Origin of the sequence: Citrobacter sp. ABFQG, assembly GCF_004322975.1 — a bacterium.
In the GTDB taxonomy this organism is placed as follows: Bacteria; Pseudomonadota; Gammaproteobacteria; order Enterobacterales; family Enterobacteriaceae; genus Citrobacter; species Citrobacter freundii.
Genome location: NZ_CP036435.1, coordinates 4,299,880 through 4,317,524, shown reverse-complemented (window position 1 = coordinate 4,317,524; position 17,645 = coordinate 4,299,880). Strand labels below are relative to the sequence as shown.

Here is a 17,645-nt window from a genome sequence, read left to right as displayed (position 1 = left end):
TAAGTCTGGTGAGTATGCCATACGTTGTTGCCCGAATGCTTAAACGACATTTTCTTCATCGCGTCATCCTCGCAAGCCTGCCGTGCCTGGCACTGGTTGGTTGCGTCCCGAACGCGGTGAATCATATTATCGGCGATCCTTCGCAGGAGAAAATTCCGCCTAATCAACTGGCGGACTACCTTGCAACCGACTGTACGGATATCTGGTCGCTGTCTGGCCAGTCCACAGAAACCAACCCGCTGTACTGGCTGCGGGCGATGGACTGTGCCGATCGCATGATGCCGGTACAGGCGCGCAGTGAAGCCAGTGCTCAGCTCACGGATACCTGGCAGAGCGCTTTCAAACGCGGGATCCTGCTTGATAACGCCCGCATTACCCCGCCTGAACGGCGAGAGTCAGTTACGCGTCTCGACGCGTTAAGCCCACAAATTCCGAGTCAGGTTCGACCGCTTTATCAGGCCTGGTTCCGTAATCAAATGTTGCAGTTACAGCTTGCCGAAGAGCGCCTGCGCTACAGTAAGCTCCAGCAGTCGTCAGACAGCGATCTCGATACGCTGCGTCAACAGCAACAACATTTGCAGTCCCAGCTCGATCTCACGACCCGCAAGCTGGAGAATCTGACCGATATTGAGCGCCAGCTTTCAACGCGCAAACCCGCCGGTAACTACAATCCTGATGCGCCGCACGGGAACGATAAACTCACTACGCCTGATAACGAAGAAGGCGCAGCGCCGTCTGCCGATGAGGTTACGCCATGATAAGCCGTAAGCCCGCGCATCTGCTGTTGGTGGATGACGATCCGGGCCTGTTGAAATTACTTGGAATGCGACTAACCAGCGAAGGCTACAGCGTCGTGACCGCGGAAAGTGGGCAGGAAGGGTTACGGGTACTGAACCGTGAAAAAGTGGATCTGGTTATCAGCGATCTGCGCATGGATGAAATGGACGGCATGCAGCTGTTTACTGAAATCCAGAAAGTGCAGCCGGGCATGCCGGTGATTATCCTGACCGCTCACGGCTCCATCCCGGACGCCGTTGCGGCGACCCAGCAAGGGGTCTTCAGTTTTCTCACTAAGCCAGTCGACAAGGATGCGTTATATCACGCGATTGACGGGGCGCTGGAACAGTCTGCGCCTGCTACTGATGACAGTTGGCGTGAGTCCATTGTCACCCGTAGCCCGCTGATGCTACGTCTGCTGGAACAGGCGCGAATGGTGGCGCAATCGGATGTTAGTGTCTTGATCAACGGCCAAAGCGGAACCGGGAAAGAAGTTTTCGCCCAGGCTATTCACAACGCCAGCCCGCGCAGCCACAAGCCCTTTATTGCCATTAACTGTGGCGCGTTGCCGGAACAACTGCTGGAGTCTGAACTGTTTGGTCATGCGCGCGGCGCTTTTACCGGCGCGGTGAGTAATCGTGAAGGGTTGTTTCAGGCCGCAGAAGGCGGCACGCTTTTTCTCGATGAGATTGGCGATATGCCTGCACCGTTACAGGTGAAACTGCTGCGCGTATTGCAGGAACGAAAAGTCAGACCGTTGGGCAGTAACCGCGATATCGACATTGATGTGCGGATCGTTTCTGCGACCCACCGCGATTTACCCAAAGCGATGGCTCGGGGCGAATTTCGCGAGGATTTGTACTATCGCCTCAACGTGGTGAGCCTGAAGATCCCTGCGCTGGCCGAGCGTACGGAAGATATTCCGCTGCTGGCGAACCATCTGCTGCGCCAGTCTGCTGAACGGCACAAACCGTTCGTACGCGCCTTTTCAACCGATGCCATGAAGCGGTTAATGACCGCCAGCTGGCCGGGCAACGTGCGTCAACTGGTCAACGTAATTGAGCAGTGCGTGGCGTTGACCTCTTCGCCGGTGATCAGCGACGCGCTGGTGGAGCAGGCGCTGGAAGGGGAAAACACCGCGCTGCCGACCTTTGTTGAGGCGCGTAACCAGTTTGAGCTTAACTATCTGCGTAAGCTGCTGCAAATCACCAAGGGCAATGTGACTCACGCGGCAAGAATGGCGGGGCGCAACCGCACCGAATTCTATAAGTTGCTTTCTCGACACGAGCTGGATGCAAACGATTTCAAAGAATAAATCTGCGGATTATGTTAGCTTTATTCGATCAAAAGACAGGCGACCTTTTCAAGGAATAGCATGAAAAAGATTGATGCGATTATTAAACCCTTCAAGCTGGACGACGTCCGCGAAGCGCTGGCAGAAGTCGGTATCACCGGGATGACGGTAACGGAAGTGAAAGGCTTTGGCCGTCAGAAAGGCCATACCGAGCTGTACCGTGGCGCGGAATATATGGTGGATTTTCTGCCGAAGGTAAAAATTGAAATTGTGGTTACCGACGACATCGTCGATACCTGCGTCGACACCATTATCCGTACTGCCCAGACCGGCAAGATCGGCGATGGTAAGATTTTTGTCTTCGACGTGGCTCGCGTTATTCGTATTCGTACCGGTGAAGAAGACGACGCGGCAATCTAAGCCGCGCCGTTAATTTGTCGGCCTGATAAGCGTAGCGCATCAGGCCGAGTGATTGCCGGATGGCGGCGTAAGCGCCTTATCCGGCCTACTCGCACAATACATTACAAGACTTTATGCGGACCGAAGCATTCGTAATGAATGTTCTCGTTTTTCACGCCCAGGCCGACCAGCTGCTTCGCGGCGAACTGCATGAAACCAACCGGACCGCACAGATAAAACTGCATCGCCGGATCGCTGATTGCGCTTTCCAGTTTGTTCAAATCCATCAGACCTACGCTATCAAACGCACCTTTCGCGCGATCGGCTTCGGTTGGCTCACGATACCAGGTGTGTGCACTAAAGCGTGGCAGCGTTTTGCCGAGTTCATTTACTTCATCAGCGAAGGCATGTACATCGCCATTTTCTGCCGCGTGGAACCAGTTAACCTGCGCCGTATGCTTCGCTTTTGCCAACGTGTCCAGCATCGCCAGCATTGGGGTTTGTCCCACGCCCGCGGAGATCAGAGATACCGGGGTGTCGGTCGCGACGTCCATAAAGAAATCGCCCGCAGGTGCGGCCAGGTGAACAACGTCGCCAACATTCGCATGGTTATGCAGCCAGGTGGAAACCTGACCACCGTCTTCACGCTTAACGGCAATACGATAGCCTTTGCCATCAGGTTTACGGGTCAGTGAGTACTGACGAATTTCCTGATGCGGGAAACCTTCCGGCTTTAACCAGACGCCCAGGTATTGTCCCGGATGATATTCAGCTACTGCGCCACCATCGACAGGTTCAAACTCAAAGCTGGTGATCAGTGCACTGCGTGGGGTTTTTGCCACGATGCGGAAAGGACGGGTACCTTCCCAGCCGCCATTTTTATTGGCATTTTCGCTATAGATTTGCGCTTCACGGTTGATGAAAACGTTCGCCAGTACGCCATACGCTTTACCCCACGCATCCAGAACTTCCTGGCCTGGGCTGAACATTTCGTCCAGCGTTGCCAGCAAATGACCACCCACGATGTTGTACTGCTCTGGTTTAATCTGGAAACTGGTATGCTTTTGCGCGATTTTCTCAACCGCTGGCAACAGCGCCGCCAGGTTTTCGATATTGCTGGCATACGCGGCAATCGCGTTAAACAGCGCCTCGCGCTGATCGCCATTACGCTGGTTACTCATGTTGAAAATTTCTTTCAGCTCTGGGTTATGCGTAAACATGCGATCATAGAAATGTGCGGTCAGCTTCGGACCTGTTTCAACCAGCAGGGGAATGGTGGCTTTCACTGTAGCGATGGTTTGTGCGTCAAGCATACGGTCTTCCTTTATCTGAGACTTTAATGATGTATGTAAAATACATCTTATAAAAAATACCCCTGCATTGTAAATGGTTCTTTGTAACTTTGCGTTGTAATGGTTACATCGTGAAAAATCTGCATCACAAACCTGAAAAGAAATCCGTTGAAATTCAGCAGACCTTTGTTCTCCAAAGCCTTGCGTGCCGTGAAGGTAATCGTTTGCGTAAAATCCTTTGTCAAGACCTGTTATCGAAGAATGATTCGGTTATACTGTTGGCCGTCGTCCAACGGGACTGCCTTTTTAGGCCGAAATTCTATTGTTAGCTGAGTCAGGAGATGCGGATGTTAAAGCGTGAAATGAACATTGCCGATTATGATGCCGAACTGTGGCAGGCTATGGAGCAGGAAAAAGTACGTCAGGAAGAGCACATCGAACTGATCGCCTCCGAAAACTACACCAGCCCGCGTGTTATGCAGGCGCAGGGTTCTCAGCTGACCAACAAATATGCTGAAGGTTATCCGGGCAAACGCTACTACGGCGGTTGCGAGTACGTTGATATCGTTGAGCAACTGGCTATCGATCGTGCAAAAGAGCTGTTTGGCGCTGACTACGCTAACGTACAGCCGCACTCTGGTTCTCAGGCTAACTTCGCTGTTTACACCGCTCTGCTGCAACCGGGCGATACCGTTCTGGGTATGAACCTGGCACAAGGCGGCCACCTGACTCACGGCTCCCCGGTTAACTTCTCCGGCAAACTGTACAACATCATCCCTTACGGTATTGATGAGTCCGGCAAAATTGACTACGAAGACATGGCGAAGCAGGCCAAAGAGCACAAACCGAAGATGATCATCGGTGGCTTCTCTGCGTACTCCGGCGTTGTTGACTGGGCAAAAATGCGTGAAATCGCTGACAGCATCGGCGCATACCTGTTCGTCGATATGGCGCACGTTGCGGGTCTGATTGCCGCAGGTGTTTATCCGAACCCGGTTCCACATGCACACGTTGTGACCACCACCACCCACAAAACCCTGGCGGGTCCACGCGGTGGCCTGATCCTGGCGAAAGGCGGTGACGAAGAGCTGTACAAAAAACTGAACTCTGCTGTGTTCCCAAGCGCGCAGGGCGGCCCGCTGATGCACGTGATCGCAGCGAAAGCCGTGGCGCTGAAAGAAGCGATGGAGCCTGAGTTCAAGGTTTACCAGCAGCAGGTTGCTAAAAACGCCAAAGCGATGGTGGAAGTGTTCCTGAACCGTGGATACAAAGTGGTTTCTGGCGGGACTGAAAACCACCTGTTCCTGCTGGATCTGGTTGATAAAAACCTGACCGGTAAAGAAGCTGACGCCGCACTGGGCCGCGCTAACATCACCGTGAACAAAAACAGCGTACCGAACGATCCGAAGAGCCCGTTTGTGACTTCCGGTATCCGTATCGGTTCTCCGGCAATCACTCGCCGTGGCTTCAAAGAAGCGGAAGCGAAAGAGCTGGCTGGCTGGATGTGTGACGTGCTGGACAACATCAATGACGAAGCCGTAATCGAGCGCGTCAAAGGTAAAGTTCTGGATATCTGCGCACGCTTCCCGGTTTACGCGTAAGCCATACTGATTGCTGGATGGCGGTGTAAACACCTTATCCGGCCTACAGGTAACTCACATGTAGGCCGGATAAAAGAAGTGCCATCCGGCAGTTATATTGACTTAAGCAAGATTGTTTCATCGACTAAAGCCGCCATTGGTGGCTTTTTCTTTGCCTGAATCCATTTTCTCAATAAACGTATTTCTCGGCCCTGATTCAACGTTACTGCGCCGACAATCACGCCATTCTGCAGGTTAAACCATATTGCTTTATGCGCATCTGAATTGCCGCGTATGAACCAGCTTTCTCCCTGCATTTCGCCAACAAATTGTAGGTTGTCATTAAATTGGTCGGTCCAGAACCAGTCTGGTGTCTTCTCCGGCAACGGCAGATTTAGCATTGCGGCGGCGGCAATCTGTGCCTGAAAATTGGCGTTTTCCCAGCTTTCCATGCGTACTAACGAACCGTCAGGCTTGCGCGTTATCGCTACGTCACCGGCGGCGAAAATGTCCGGGGCGGCGGTGGTGCAGGCGCTATCAACGATAATGCCGTTCGCCGTCTCCAGCCCCGCTTCGCGGGCCAGCGTATCATTCGCCACGATACCGATGCCGTAAACCATCACATCGGCCAGCAGCGTCTCGCCGTTTTGCAGCATCAGCGAGAGACACTCTCCCGCTTCGGCGTGTTCAATGGCGCTGTTAAGTAACACCCGCACGCCCGCCTGCTGGTGGCGGGCAAGCAGGTAGTCGCGCACCGGAGCAGGCGCGTTACGGCCCATGACCGTTGGTGCCAGCTCCACCACTGTCACCTGACAGCCTCGTTGAGTCGCGCTGGCCGCCAGTTCCAGACCAATGGTGCCCGCACCGACAATGACAATCGACTTACCCGGCAACAAAGTGTCGCGCAGGCGCTCGGCATCAGCGGCATGACGCAGAGTAAAGCATCGATCGCCCAGCTTATCCAACAGCGGAAGGGGGCGTGCCGCAGCGCCCGTCGCAATCAGTAGCCGATCCCACGGATAACTCTGCCCATCAGCCAGCACCAACTGATGCGTTTGGCGGCCGAGCGTCTGTACAGTAACACCCAGATGCAGCTGTACGTTGTGTTCCCGCCACCAGTCAGCGGGGAGTATCGGCTGAAGTTGCGGATTGTCGTCCAGCAGCATCGCTTTGGAGAGCGGTGGACGTTCATAGGGCTGATGCTGCTCATCGGAAAACAGGTGTAATTCGCCGTCAAATCCCTGCTGGCGCAGTGCGGCAGCAGCCATAGCAGCAGCCTGGCCGCCGCCGACGATAGCGATAGTTTTTTGGTTCATAACGCCTCCTCAGAGATCCAGTCCGGCGGCAACGTGACGAATACCGCGAATACCCAGACCGGCGTCGGCATTGATCATTACGCCACTTAATGTGCGGTTGTTGCGTTTTGACGCCAGCATCACATACGGGCCGGTAAAATCCGCAGGTTCAGGGAAGAACTGTAGCGGCAAGATAGCGGCGATTTTTTCCGGTGTCAGCGACTGCATAATCGATGTATCGTTTTGTCCCAACGCCTGCGGGCCGCGTAGATCTGTCGCCATACCGCACGGACCGACACCGTTAACACGTACCTTTGGCGCCAGCTCGTAGGCCAACTGGCGAATCAGCCCGGTAGCTGCATGTTTAGAGGCGGTATACAACGGCCCGCCGCCGCCGGGATACCACGACGCATTGGACAGGGTAAAGATGATGCTGCCTTCGCTGGCGATAAGTGCCGGGGCGCAGGCTTTCGCCCCCAGCAGATAACCCAGCACGTTGACGTTAAACAGCTCATGAAAGCCGCTCTCCAGTGCGTCTGCAGGCGTATTGACCAGCGAGGCGTTGTGATCCCATATGCCCGCATTACCGATAAAACAGTCCAGCTTGCCAAACGCTGTGAGGATTTGATCCACCGCGCGCTGATAGTCGGCGTAGCAGGTGACGTTGCCTTCGATTGCCAGTACATGTTCGCCAAAGCGCTGACGCAGACTGGCAACTTTAGCTGGCGACAGTTCCAGCGTGGCGACCTGCGCACCTTCTTCGATGAAACGCTCGACCAGCGCCAGGCCAAGGCCGGAGCCGCCGCCAGTGATAAAGACCACGTTATCGCGTAAATCGCTCATCTGGCGTCCTCCGGAATATCAACAAACACATCGCTACCGTCCACATATACTGCGTAGGTGGTTAGCGGATCGGTGGCGGGTAAACATAACGCCTTGCCGGTTTTCAGGCAGAAGCTGGCGGCATGCAGTGGGCATTCCACCGTAGCGTCTTCTTCCAGATAACCTTCCGACATCGAGGCGTTACCGTGGCTACAGCGATCGTTAATGGCATAGAACTCGCCGCCAACGTTGAACAGCGCGATGACGGGCGAGGTATCAAGCCGGAGCGCTTCACCCTCCGGCAAATCCCCTACAGGGCAGGCAAATACACGGCTCATCAGAACAGTACACTCAGGTTATGGGAGGTGATCACCGCTTGATCCAGCACGATCTCACGCGCCAGTAAGCGCCACTCATCGCCGGGCAAACGACGGACTTTGTCCACGCGCGTGCCGACGTAAAACGTCTCGTCCCGCTCTTTTTGCGCGCGATACAGCAGATAGTTGAGGCGCACGGCGAACACGTCGGGCACGTCGGTTTCGCTGATTTGTAAGTTACTAATCAGATGACGGGTACGCGACGGCGGTTCTTCCGCCCAGGCCATGCCGGTTTCCAGCCGCGCGATGCGGCGCTCAAGCTGGTCTTTGTTGTCGTTGAAAATCCAGGTGGTTGGTGGCTGCACGCCTTTGCGGCGGTCGCGCGTCTGGGCGTTGACCGTGGTACGCATGGTGTAGCGAATGTCGTCATCCAGCTGCGCCAGCCAGTCGCGAAACTGCCAGTCGTCGAGCATACGCGCTTCTTCATACAGAAACTGGCTGATGCGATGATGCAGTTCGAGAGAAACTAAAGTGCTCATTTCATCACCTCCTGCTGGTAGGCGGCGGTTTTCTCGTGCACTTCCTGCCAGCTTTCGCTGCTGAGCAAATCGGCCCAGCGTTGGTACATGCCACGCGCGGCGGTTTCCGAAAAGATGTAGTTGGTGATCCCCGGAATGCCGTCTTCACGGCGTTTCTCCTGGCCAAGCCCCATTTCCAGACACAATTTCGTGTTGCGTGCGCGATGACCTTTCAGCAGTTTTTGAATTTCACACCAGTTTTCCGAGTCGTCCTGCTCCAGGAACCCGGCGGGGCCAAAAGCCCGCGTGGCGCTGTTTTCAAACGCGGCTTTCACTTCATCAGAGGCGGCTTTATCGGTAATACAGAACGCCCACACCTCAACCTGATCCGGCCCACGCGGGTGCCAGACGCGCAGCGTGGCGGTACCGTTGAGCCAGGAAAGCGTGGGGAAAATGTTGTTGTGACCGGCCAGACGCAGGGCGCGAACTTTACCCAGACGCTGCTCGGCTTCCGCGTAGGTGTCGCGGTAGTAGCTGGAGACCTCACCGTCGACCCAGACGTTGGCATCGGGATTCTCAGTAAAGAAAAATCCGCTGCCGTGCCCATCCTGACCGAACTGTAGCGCGTCTTTGGCGGTTTCCCACACCGGGCGGGCGGTCTGACCATCGCCGAGGCGCTTATCGCTACCGTCGTCTTTCGCTCCCAGCACCTGCACCGCAGAGGCATGGCTGAACAGCGCGTGATACTGGTCGCTGGCAAACTGTTCGGCGGGGAATTTCCAGTTACAATCGATGGTCCACTTTTGTACGCCACCGACGATTTCGGTGCCGCCTTCACGACGATCGAGTACGCCGTCGAGATACCAGGCGATGTCGCCGAGATAATCGCCAAGCGCAGGCGCGGAGGTATCCCAGTTACCGAAAATCAGTCCCTTGTAGCTCTCTACGCCAGGCACTTCGTTCAGCCCCCAGTGCGATTTGCATAAACCTTGCGGATAAGCGCGCGGCTCCAGCGGGACGTCGATCAACTCGCCGTTAATACCGTACGACCAGCCGTGATACGGGCAGGTAAAGGCGCGGGTATTGCCGCAGTCGGCGTAGCTGACGCGCATCGCACGGTGGCGACACTGGTTGAGAAACGCTTTGATGCTGCCGTCTTTCTGGCGAACCACCACCACCGCATCCTCGCCCATGTAGGTGTTAAAAAAATCACCGGGTTTAGGGATTTGGCTTTCGTGGGCGAGAAATAGCCAGCAGCGTCCGAAGATGCGTTCCAGCTCCAGTTGGTAAATTTCAGGGTCGGTATAAATTCGTGGGGTTACGCGACCGTTTTGCGTGTCGATCAGTTGGTAGATGTCTAAATTTGAGGGTGTGGTCATATTTTTTAATCCTGAAAGCTAAGATGTATTGACCTTCTTTTTTTGTACCCTAAGGATGTTGCTGGTTAGTTATCAATCTGTGAAATAGTAAATTTCTACCAGTTGAGACATTTTTTCGATAACAAGGAGAAGGGCATGGAACTGAGGCACTTACGCTATTTCGTAGCAGTGGCGCAGGCGCTGAATTTCACCCGAGCGGCAGAAAAGCTGCATACCTCTCAGCCGTCGTTAAGCAGCCAGATCCGCGATCTTGAAACCTGCGTGGGCGTTCCGTTGCTGGTGCGGGATAAACGAAAAGTTGCGCTGACGGCGGCCGGTGAGTGCTTTTTACAGGATGCGCTGGCGATCCTCGAACAGGCGGAAAACGCCAAAGTTCGTGCCCGTCGAACGGTGCAGGAAGATAATCATTTCTCCATTGGCTTTGTCCCTTCCGCAGAGGTCAATCTGTTGCCGAAGGTGCTGCCTTTGTTTCGTTTAAAACAACCGGATACGCACATTGAACTGGTGAGTCTGATCACCACCGAGCAGGAAGAGAAGATCCTCAGCGGAGAGCTGGACGTTGGCTTAATGCGCCACCCGGTGTACAGCCCGGATCTCGATTATCTGGAGCTGATTCATGAGCCGTTGGTAGTTGTGTTACCGGTGAATCATCCGTTAGCTAATGAGCAGGCAATCTCCGCAGAACAACTACACGGCGTGAATTTCGTCAGTACCGATCCGGCCTATTCCGGCGCGTTAGCGATGATTGTCAAAAACTGGTTTCAGCAGCAAAAAAGCCAGCCTAACATTGTGCAAGTGGCAACCAACATTCTGGTGACCATGAACCTGGTCGGCATGGGGTTGGGGGTGACTTTGATACCCGGTTATATGAATAATTTTAATACCGGACAGGTGGTTTTTCGGCCAATTATTGGTGATGTCCCAACCATCGCGTTGCTGATGGCGTGGAAAAAAGGATCTCTCAAACCGGCACTGACCGATTTTATCGCCACGGTACACGAACGTTTGGCCGTGAGTCTGACGGTGTAATGGTTACAACTCGCTGAGCTGTGACTCGACATACAGATAGCCAATTCCCATGAGTTGCTGGGCACGATTGAGCTGACCGAAGCTTATCTGAGTCGCTCTGGCGCGCGGGTTATCACCGTGATCAAACGGGTTAAACCCGGTTTGCTGCACCAAGGTATTGAGCCAGCTATCGCCAAAAGCACAGCTACGACCGTACAACCATATCTGATTAATATTCAGTATATTCAGAAAGTTATATAAACTAAGCCCAATGGCGTTGGCGGCATGCTCGGCCCAGGCCTGAATACGAACATCACCGTTCTGCCAGGCAGTAATAAGCTGGTCGGTGGTGAGCGTTTCCGGATCGTAAAGGGACGTCGGCTGCGATTTCATCCACACGCGGGCCTGTTTTTTCAACGCGCTCAATGATGCCACCGTTTCCAGACAGCCATAGCGACCGCAGTCACAGGCAATTCCATCGGGATGAACGATGGTGTGTCCAATCTGGCCGCTGCCATACAGGCTACCGCGCCAGATATTGTCGTTAATCACAAACGATGAGCCGATACCGTAATCAACGTTAATCACGCAAAAATCACCGTTAGCCGCTGGGTTTTGCCATTTTTCGGCCAGCGCCAGCATCACGCAGTCATTGTCCAGGCGGACCTGTACGCCGAGCATCTCTTCCAGCAGATATTTTATTTCTACCGGTGTTTTCCACGGGGCCTGGGGCATGGTTTTTGATGCGCCGGTGATCGGATCAACCTGGCCGTGAACGCCGAGCGCCAGATTAATCGTGACCTCGGGAAATTGTCGACGGTATTCCCGCCAGTGTGCAGCCAGGGCTGACAGCAGCGCTTTGGGGGTTTCCGGCTTAATGACCTCATGACGCCAGTCGCCGATGGCAACCAGCCGTGCGTCCGCCAGTTGGCTGGTGATACTGGTAGGGGTGACGTTGATACATAGCGTCCATGCGCCTTTTTCTGGCAAATGATAGCTGCCGCTGCTCAAACCGCGCTGGCTTAAGGTTTTTCGCGAATGACTGATTCTCCCCTCATCCATCAGCTCTTCGAGGATATTGCTGACCGCCGGGATCGACAGGCCGGTGAGCTGCGCCAGCTGTGACTTGCTGAGCTGCTTTTCCCGCCACAGGTGCGACAAAAAGATCTGCTTATTCGCCTGACGAACCCTGGCGTTGTTGAACCCCGAACGCTGCATTCACTTAACTCCCTTAACTATATTGCGTGAGCATTGCGCATTTTAGCGCCACTTAACTGCCGCAGAATAGCATCAAGTTGAATTTTTACTTTTGCTTATTGAGTGGAGAGCGGCATGTACGGTTCAGTTAAAGTCTGGCAAGAAACGATCACCCTCCCAACGTGGACGGCGGGTGAAGAAGATGCCAACCCAATGTTTCTGGAAAAGCGGGTTTACCAGGGATCTTCTGGCGCGGTGTATCCGTATGGCGTGATTGATACGCTGACCGGCAAACGTGAAATGCGCGACTATCAGGCGGTGTGGATGGAGAATGACTTCATTCGCGTCATGCTGTTGCCGGAGTTAGGCGGGCGTATTCATCGAGCGTATGACAAAGTTCAGCAGCGCGATTTTGTCTACTACAACGAAGTGGTGAAGCCCGCTCTGGTTGGTTTGCTTGGGCCGTGGATCTCTGGTGGCATTGAATTTAACTGGCCGCAGCATCATCGCCCAACCACTTTTATGCCAGTCGATTTTACGCAGCAACAGGGTGAACACGGCGAATATACCGTATGGATGGGTGAGGTAGAACCTATGCGCGGTTTACAGGTGATGACCGGATTTACGCTGTATCCGGATCGCGCCCTGATCGAGATAACCGGGAAGGTGTTTAACGGTAACGCTACGCCGCGCCATTTTTTATGGTGGGCGAATCCAGCGGTGAAGGGCGGCGACGATCACCAGAGCGTGTTTCCGCCGGATGTGACCGCAGTATTTGACCACGGTAAGCGTGATGTTTCTGCGTTTCCTATCGCCACCGGTACATACTATAAAGTGGACTACTCGGCTGGCGTGGATATCTCGCGCTACAAAAACGTGCCGGTACCGACCTCCTACATGGCTGAAAAATCAGATTATGATTTTGTTGGCGCATGGCATCACGGTGAGCGAGGCGGTCTGCTACATGTGGCTGACCACCACGTTTCGCCAGGGAAAAAACAGTGGACCTGGGGCTATGGCGACTTTGGCGTTGCCTGGGATCGTAACCTTACCGATGACAACGGTCCTTATATTGAACTGATGACTGGGGTCTTTACCGACAACCAGCCGGATTTCACCTGGCTTGCGCCGTACGAAGAGAAAGTCTTTGTGCAAAACTTCCTGCCCTACAGCGAACTGGGCATGGTGCAAAACGCCAGTACGCAGTTGGCGCTTCGTCTGGTACGTGAGCGTAGCCAGCTTTCTGTGGGCGTTTATGCGATTGCGCCGCTGCACGACGTGCAGATTACGCTTTCTGCCGATGGACAACCGTTCTATGAGCATACGCTGACCCTGGAGCCCGGACAAAGCTGGCTGGCTGATGTGTCTGACGATAACCATGCGCGGGTAACGATGACTGTCACTGGCGCCGATGGCACTACGCTTTTGCAGTACGAAGAGCACATCGCGCAAGAGTTACCACTGCCATCGGCGGCCGTCGCGCCAGCGCTGCCAGAAGCGCTTTCTAATACCGATGAACTCTATTTTATTGGTCAGCATCTGGAGCAGTACAACCATGCCAGCCGCTATGCCGAAGATTATTATCGCCGCGCGCTGGACGTTGATCCGCTGGACTACCGCAATAATGTGGCCCTGGGGACGCTGGCGCTAAACCGCGCCGACTGGGCGCTGGCGGCACAATGTGCCGGCAAGGCGCTGGAGCGGGCGCATAAGCTCAATAAAAATCCGCGTGATGGCGAGGCGAGTATGCTGCTGGCCGCCGCACAGGAACGTCAGGGCGATGATGACAGCGCGTGGGATAATTATTATAAGGCCAGCTGGAGCGGCAACTGCCGGGATGCGGCTTTCTGGTCGTTAGCGCGTCTGGCGATGAAGCGTCAGGACTACGCTGGCGCATTGGAAAAGGTGGAGCAGAGCCTGCGCTTTAACGGCAGTAATAACCTGGCGATGGGATTGAAAGCGCTGGCGCTGGCAAAGCTCGATCGCAATGCGCAAGCGCTGGACTACATTCGCCAACAGCTGGTGGATTATCCGCTGAGCTATACCCTGCACTATGCGCGCTGGGCTATCTGCCAGGACGAGGCGACAGCGCTTGCGCTGATCTCGATTACCGGGCGGCGTGGGACCAACGCGTGTGAACTGGCAGGCTGGCTGACCTCTTTGGGGCAAAAGGATGCTGCCCGTGGCGTGCTGGAACTGCTCGACAGCCAGGAAACGCTGCCGATGCTGTGGCGCGCCTCGCTGAGCGATAATCCACACCCCTTCATTGAACGTGCTCGTGAGTGTCTGCAAAACCGCGTGCGTTTCCCCAATACGCTGGATGAAGTGCAGATGCTGCAAACTCTTGAGCAATGCGCTTTTGCCCGCTATTTACTCGGCTGTTTCTGGTACAGCAAACGGCGTTATGCCGAGGCGGTTTCCTGCTGGCAGTTCACGCTTGCGCAGGAAGCGGATTTCGCTCCGGCGCATCGTTTACTGGGGATTTACGCCTGGAACAAACTGCACGATGCGCAGCAGGCGAAACAGTATCTGTCGCAAGCCGTGGCGCTAGAGCCGCAAAATGCCCGCTTCCTGTTTGAACTCGACTATCTCAACAAGCTGATGGCACAACCGGCTGAACAGCGTCTGCAGCGGCTGGAAGCCAGCAAAGAGATTGTCTTCCAGCGTGATGATCTGACGGTGGAACTGCTCAGCTTGTGGAATGGGTTGGGGCGCTATGACGATGCCGCCGCAGTATTACGTGAGCGGGTGTTCCATCCGTGGGAAGGCGGTGAAGGTAAAGCCACCGGGCAATATCTGCTTAATCAATTACATCGTGCGCTGGCTGCCGTGCAGTCCGGCGACCCGCAAACTGCTATTACGCAACTGCAACAGGCGCTGCACTATCCGCAAAACCTCGGAGAAGGCCGTTTGCCAGGGCAAACGGATAACGACATCTGGTATTTGCTGGGGTATTGCGCGCAGCTGCAAGGCCATTTCGAAGAATCTCAGCGCTACTTCTCCCGTGCGACGCGCGGCGGAAGCTCACTGGATGCCGGACGTTACTACAACGACCAGCCAGTGGACTATCTCTTCTGGCAGGGTATGGCGCAGAGAAAACTTGGCGATGATGCAGAGGCGGACGCTCTGTTCAATAGCTTCCTGCAATGGGTTGAGTCGCATCACGACAACGTGCCGGATGTCGATTTCTTTGCCGTATCGCTACCCGACCTGGTGGTGCTGGATACCTCAGCAGAAGCAAAACACCAGCAACACTGCCTGTTTATCAATGCGCTCGGGCATCTGGGGCTAGGAAATAGCGCCGCCTGTCAGCGTGAACTTGATGAACTCCTGCAACTCAATCCGGCACATGACAAGGCATTACTGCTGCGTCACGCCATTAACGTAAGGCTTTTCCAGTAACACCCGAAACGGGTGGGGGATAACCTCACCCGAAACCTACTGTACCCTGCGTTTCCCTGAAAGAGGAATCATAATGAATAACGCGCAGACACATTTAAAGATTGGTTACGTCTGGACTATCTGCCTGGTTGCGGCCTGCGGAGGTTTACTGTTTGGCTATGACTGGGTGGTGATCGGCGGGGCAAAACCCTTCTATGAAGCATATTTCTCGATTTCCGATCCGGCGCAATCCGGCTGGGCGATGAGTTCCGCGCTGGTTGGTTGTATCTTTGGCGCACTGATTTCCGGCTGGTGCGCCGATAAATTTGGCCGAAAAATGCCGCTGATTCTTTCAGCGATCCTGTTTAGCGCTTCTGCTTGGGGAACTGCCGTCGCCAGCAATTTCGACATGTTTATTGTCTATCGCATTGTGGGTGGCGTGGGGATTGGTCTGGCGTCTGCGCTAAGTCCGCTGTATATCGCCGAGGTCAGCCCCGCTGAAAAGCGAGGTCGCTTTGTTGCCGTTAACCAGCTCACCATCGTCATTGGCGTGCTGGCGGCGCAGCTTATCAACCTGATGATTGCCGAACCTGTAGCCACAGGCGCTACGCAGCAGGCAATTGTTGAAAGCTGGAACGGTCAGACAGGCTGGCGCTGGATGTTTGGTGCTGAATTAGTGCCTGCGGTAATTTTCCTGGTGCTGATGTTCTTTGTACCTGAATCGCCGCGCTGGCTGGTGAAAGCGGGCAAAGCCGATCGTGCGCGTGCCATGCTGCAGCGCATTGGTTCGGCGGAATATGCCGGGCAAACGCTGAAAGAGATTGAACATACGCTGCAAAAAGATAATCACAAGGTCGCGTGGTCAACGCTGTTACAACCGCAGATCAAACCGATCGTGATTATTGGCATGGTGCTGGCAGTGTTCCAGCAGTGGTGTGGGATCAACGTTATTTTCAACTATGCGCAGGAGATCTTCGCCTCTGCCGGATTCGACATCAACGGTACGTTAAAATCGATCGTGGCGACAGGGATCATCAATCTGGTCTTTACCCTTGCTGCTCTGCCGTTAGTGGACAAAATTGGCCGTCGTAAATTGATGCTGTTCGGCGCGTCAGGATTGACGGTTATCTACGTACTGATTGCCGGGGCGTACGGGTTGGGCATTATGGGCTGGCCGGTTCTGGTTCTGGTGCTGGCGGCAATCGCGATTTATGCTCTGACGCTGGCGCCGGTGACCTGGGTGCTGCTATCAGAAATTTTTCCCAACCGCGTGCGCGGGCTGGCAATGTCGCTGGGGACGCTGGCGCTGTGGATTGCTTGTTTCCTGCTGACCTATACCTTCCCGCTGCTCAATGCGAGTCTGGGCGCGTCGGGAAGCTTCCTGCTGTACGGTGTGATTTGCGCGATGGGCTTCATCTATGTTCTGCGTAATGTACCGGAAACCAAAGGCGTGACGCTGGAAGCGCTGGAAGAACAGCTGGCGGCGCAGCATACAAAAGTTGGTGCATCAACCCAACCGCGAAGCGCCCGCTAATGGATGGTCTGCTGACGCTACAAAACGCACATCTGCGGATGTGCGTCGATCCGCAGGGCGGTTCTCTATTAAGCCTGGTTTCGTTACAACATCAACAGGCCATTTTACGCGAAGGTCATGGTCAGCGGCCTGGTGATTGCGGCCTGTTCCCGATGCTGCCGGTCGCGAATCGGGTGGCGGGAAATCGTTTTATGCTGCGCGGTGAAGAGGTGGTTTTACCTCAGCATGGCGCAGACGACACTTTCTTCCTGCACGGTGACGGCTGGCTGCAACGCTGGCAGATTATTACCGCTACCCAAAGCGGCTGTTTGCTGCAGTTGCGCAGTTGGCACCCCTGCGGCTACGACTATACGGCGCGGCTTTGCTATCAACTGGAAACCTCAAGCCTGCACGCCTCGTTGACGCTCACTCATTGCGGTGAACAGCCAATGATCTATGGCTGCGGGTTCCATCCGTTTTTCGCCTTTGATAAGCGCAGCACGGCGCAGTTCACCGCCGGCGGTTACTGGCCGGAGGGGGAACAGCATCTGCCGCTGGAATGGCAACGCGATATCCCTTCAGCGGCGGATTTCATGCATGCGCAATACGGTGAGGATAGCTGGCTGAATGTCGGATATTCTGGCTGGAGCGGGCGGGCCGTTATTCAGCGGGATGTGATGAAAGTCACGATTTTAGCGCAAACTCCGTGGTTGATGCTGTTCAGAATGTCGGGTGAGGAGTTCCTGTGCCTGGAGCCGCAAACGCATCCGGTGAATGCCCACAACATGCAGGGGCAGCCGGGATTGCAGGTTTTAGCGCAGGGAGAACGCTGCCATTTTGCGATGCAAATTAGCGTCGAATAGGGCAAAAATC

The 17,645-nt window shown here is 54.8% G+C and carries 15 protein-coding genes; 8 read left to right on the top strand and 7 right to left on the bottom strand.

Features of this window, described 5'->3' with window-relative positions:
• Nucleotides 1-14: 14 nt before the first annotated feature.
• From qseG to glnB, 3 genes are read left to right on the top strand one after another with little or no spacing between them, the layout of a single operon-like run.
• Nucleotides 15-758, top strand: coding sequence for a two-component system QseEF-associated lipoprotein QseG (gene qseG, locus WN16_RS21245; protein ID WP_044701971.1), 744 nt, complete (start codon nucleotides 15-17; stop codon nucleotides 756-758).
• On the top strand, nucleotides 758-2,092 hold the full coding sequence (gene glrR, locus WN16_RS21240; RefSeq protein ID WP_304502307.1) for a two-component system response regulator GlrR: 1,335 nt from the start codon (nucleotides 758-760) through the stop codon (nucleotides 2,090-2,092). Before qseG ends, glrR begins: the two co-directional genes overlap by 1 nt.
• Before the next feature lie 60 nt (nucleotides 2,093-2,152).
• On the top strand, nucleotides 2,153-2,491 hold the full coding sequence (gene glnB, locus WN16_RS21235) for a nitrogen regulatory protein P-II (RefSeq protein ID WP_002914032.1): 339 nt from the start codon (nucleotides 2,153-2,155) through the stop codon (nucleotides 2,489-2,491).
• A gap of 101 nt (nucleotides 2,492-2,592) precedes the next feature.
• On the opposite strand, the gene hmpA is transcribed toward glnB, so the two are convergent.
• Nucleotides 2,593-3,783 carry an NO-inducible flavohemoprotein gene (gene hmpA, locus WN16_RS21230; RefSeq protein WP_003037624.1) on the bottom strand — a complete coding sequence of 397 codons (1,191 nt, stop codon included), beginning with the start codon at nucleotides 3,781-3,783 and terminating at the stop codon, nucleotides 2,593-2,595.
• 326 nt (nucleotides 3,784-4,109) lie between these two features.
• On the opposite strand from hmpA, the gene glyA reads away from it, so the two are divergent.
• The gene (gene glyA, locus WN16_RS21225; protein ID WP_003037627.1) at nucleotides 4,110-5,363 is read left to right on the top strand and encodes a serine hydroxymethyltransferase; all 1,254 of its coding nucleotides are present in this window, start codon (nucleotides 4,110-4,112) and stop codon (nucleotides 5,361-5,363) included.
• 92 nt (nucleotides 5,364-5,455) lie between these two features.
• Here glyA and hcaD read toward each other — a convergent pair whose 3' ends face one another.
• The 5 genes from hcaD to hcaE are packed head-to-tail and all read right to left on the bottom strand — an operon-like array spanning nucleotide 5,456 to nucleotide 9,673.
• Complete coding sequence (gene hcaD / locus WN16_RS21220) at nucleotides 5,456-6,658, bottom strand: phenylpropionate dioxygenase ferredoxin reductase subunit (RefSeq protein WP_044701976.1); 1,203 nt, start codon at nucleotides 6,656-6,658, stop codon at nucleotides 5,456-5,458.
• Nucleotides 6,659-6,667: 9 nt separating this feature from the next.
• Nucleotides 6,668-7,480, bottom strand: a complete 813-nt coding sequence (gene hcaB / locus WN16_RS21215) for a 3-phenylpropionate-dihydrodiol/cinnamic acid-dihydrodiol dehydrogenase (protein WP_044701978.1) — start codon at nucleotides 7,478-7,480, stop codon at nucleotides 6,668-6,670.
• On the bottom strand, nucleotides 7,477-7,797 hold the full coding sequence (gene hcaC, locus WN16_RS21210; protein ID WP_003838408.1) for a 3-phenylpropionate/cinnamic acid dioxygenase ferredoxin subunit: 321 nt from the start codon (nucleotides 7,795-7,797) through the stop codon (nucleotides 7,477-7,479). The genes hcaB and hcaC overlap by 4 nt, the downstream gene beginning before the upstream one ends.
• Nucleotides 7,797-8,315, bottom strand: a complete 519-nt coding sequence (hcaF, locus tag WN16_RS21205) for a 3-phenylpropionate/cinnamic acid dioxygenase subunit beta (protein WP_003838410.1) — start codon at nucleotides 8,313-8,315, stop codon at nucleotides 7,797-7,799. The genes hcaC and hcaF overlap by 1 nt, the downstream gene beginning before the upstream one ends.
• Nucleotides 8,312-9,673: a 3-phenylpropionate/cinnamic acid dioxygenase subunit alpha gene (hcaE, locus tag WN16_RS21200; protein WP_003847087.1), complete on the bottom strand. Its 1,362-nt coding sequence runs from the start codon at nucleotides 9,671-9,673 to the stop codon at nucleotides 8,312-8,314. The genes hcaF and hcaE overlap by 4 nt, the downstream gene beginning before the upstream one ends.
• Nucleotides 9,674-9,808: 135 nt before the next feature.
• Between hcaE and hcaR the strand changes: the two genes are divergently transcribed.
• Nucleotides 9,809-10,702 carry a DNA-binding transcriptional regulator HcaR gene (hcaR, locus tag WN16_RS21195; protein ID WP_044701979.1) on the top strand — a complete coding sequence of 298 codons (894 nt, stop codon included), beginning with the start codon at nucleotides 9,809-9,811 and terminating at the stop codon, nucleotides 10,700-10,702.
• A 3-nt stretch (nucleotides 10,703-10,705) separates the two neighbouring features.
• Here the strand turns inward: hcaR and WN16_RS21190 are convergent, their stop codons facing one another.
• Nucleotides 10,706-11,899, bottom strand: coding sequence for an ROK family transcriptional regulator (locus WN16_RS21190; protein WP_044701981.1), 1,194 nt, complete (start codon nucleotides 11,897-11,899; stop codon nucleotides 10,706-10,708).
• Nucleotides 11,900-12,013: 114 nt separating this feature from the next.
• Here WN16_RS21190 and WN16_RS21185 point away from each other — a divergent pair, with 114 nt between their 5' ends.
• The 3 genes from WN16_RS21185 to WN16_RS21175 all read left to right on the top strand — a co-directional run bounded on the left by WN16_RS21185 (nucleotide 12,014) and on the right by WN16_RS21175 (nucleotide 17,635).
• On the top strand, nucleotides 12,014-15,280 hold the full coding sequence (locus WN16_RS21185; protein ID WP_103790856.1) for a DUF5107 domain-containing protein: 3,267 nt from the start codon (nucleotides 12,014-12,016) through the stop codon (nucleotides 15,278-15,280).
• Between the two features lie 73 nt (nucleotides 15,281-15,353).
• Nucleotides 15,354-16,793, top strand: a complete 1,440-nt coding sequence (locus WN16_RS21180; protein ID WP_044701985.1) for a sugar porter family MFS transporter — start codon at nucleotides 15,354-15,356, stop codon at nucleotides 16,791-16,793.
• Nucleotides 16,793-17,635 carry an aldose 1-epimerase gene (locus tag WN16_RS21175; protein WP_047715916.1) on the top strand — a complete coding sequence of 281 codons (843 nt, stop codon included), beginning with the start codon at nucleotides 16,793-16,795 and terminating at the stop codon, nucleotides 17,633-17,635. Before WN16_RS21180 ends, WN16_RS21175 begins: the two co-directional genes overlap by 1 nt.
• Nucleotides 17,636-17,645: the final 10 nt, after the last annotated feature.

Excerpts from the sequence above, each read along its gene's own strand:
- qseG (WP_044701971.1), top strand. The coding sequence starts at position 15 with ATGCCATACGTTGTTGCCCGAATGCTTAAACGACATTTTCTTCATCGC.
- glnB (WP_002914032.1), top strand. The coding sequence starts at position 2,153 with ATGAAAAAGATTGATGCGATTATTAAACCCTTCAAGCTGGACGACGTC.
- hmpA (WP_003037624.1), bottom strand. The coding sequence starts at position 3,783 with ATGCTTGACGCACAAACCATCGCTACAGTGAAAGCCACCATTCCCCTG.
- glyA (WP_003037627.1), top strand. The coding sequence starts at position 4,110 with ATGTTAAAGCGTGAAATGAACATTGCCGATTATGATGCCGAACTGTGG.
- hcaD (WP_044701976.1), bottom strand. The coding sequence starts at position 6,658 with ATGAACCAAAAAACTATCGCTATCGTCGGCGGCGGCCAGGCTGCTGCT.
- hcaB (WP_044701978.1), bottom strand. The coding sequence starts at position 7,480 with ATGAGCGATTTACGCGATAACGTGGTCTTTATCACTGGCGGCGGCTCC.
- hcaC (WP_003838408.1), bottom strand. The coding sequence starts at position 7,797 with ATGAGCCGTGTATTTGCCTGCCCTGTAGGGGATTTGCCGGAGGGTGAA.
- hcaF (WP_003838410.1), bottom strand. The coding sequence starts at position 8,315 with ATGAGCACTTTAGTTTCTCTCGAACTGCATCATCGCATCAGCCAGTTT.
- hcaE (WP_003847087.1), bottom strand. The coding sequence starts at position 9,673 with ATGACCACACCCTCAAATTTAGACATCTACCAACTGATCGACACGCAA.
- hcaR (WP_044701979.1), top strand. The coding sequence starts at position 9,809 with ATGGAACTGAGGCACTTACGCTATTTCGTAGCAGTGGCGCAGGCGCTG.
- WN16_RS21190 (WP_044701981.1), bottom strand. The coding sequence starts at position 11,899 with ATGCAGCGTTCGGGGTTCAACAACGCCAGGGTTCGTCAGGCGAATAAG.
- WN16_RS21185 (WP_103790856.1), top strand. The coding sequence starts at position 12,014 with ATGTACGGTTCAGTTAAAGTCTGGCAAGAAACGATCACCCTCCCAACG.
- WN16_RS21180 (WP_044701985.1), top strand. The coding sequence starts at position 15,354 with ATGAATAACGCGCAGACACATTTAAAGATTGGTTACGTCTGGACTATC.
- WN16_RS21175 (WP_047715916.1), top strand. The coding sequence starts at position 16,793 with ATGGATGGTCTGCTGACGCTACAAAACGCACATCTGCGGATGTGCGTC.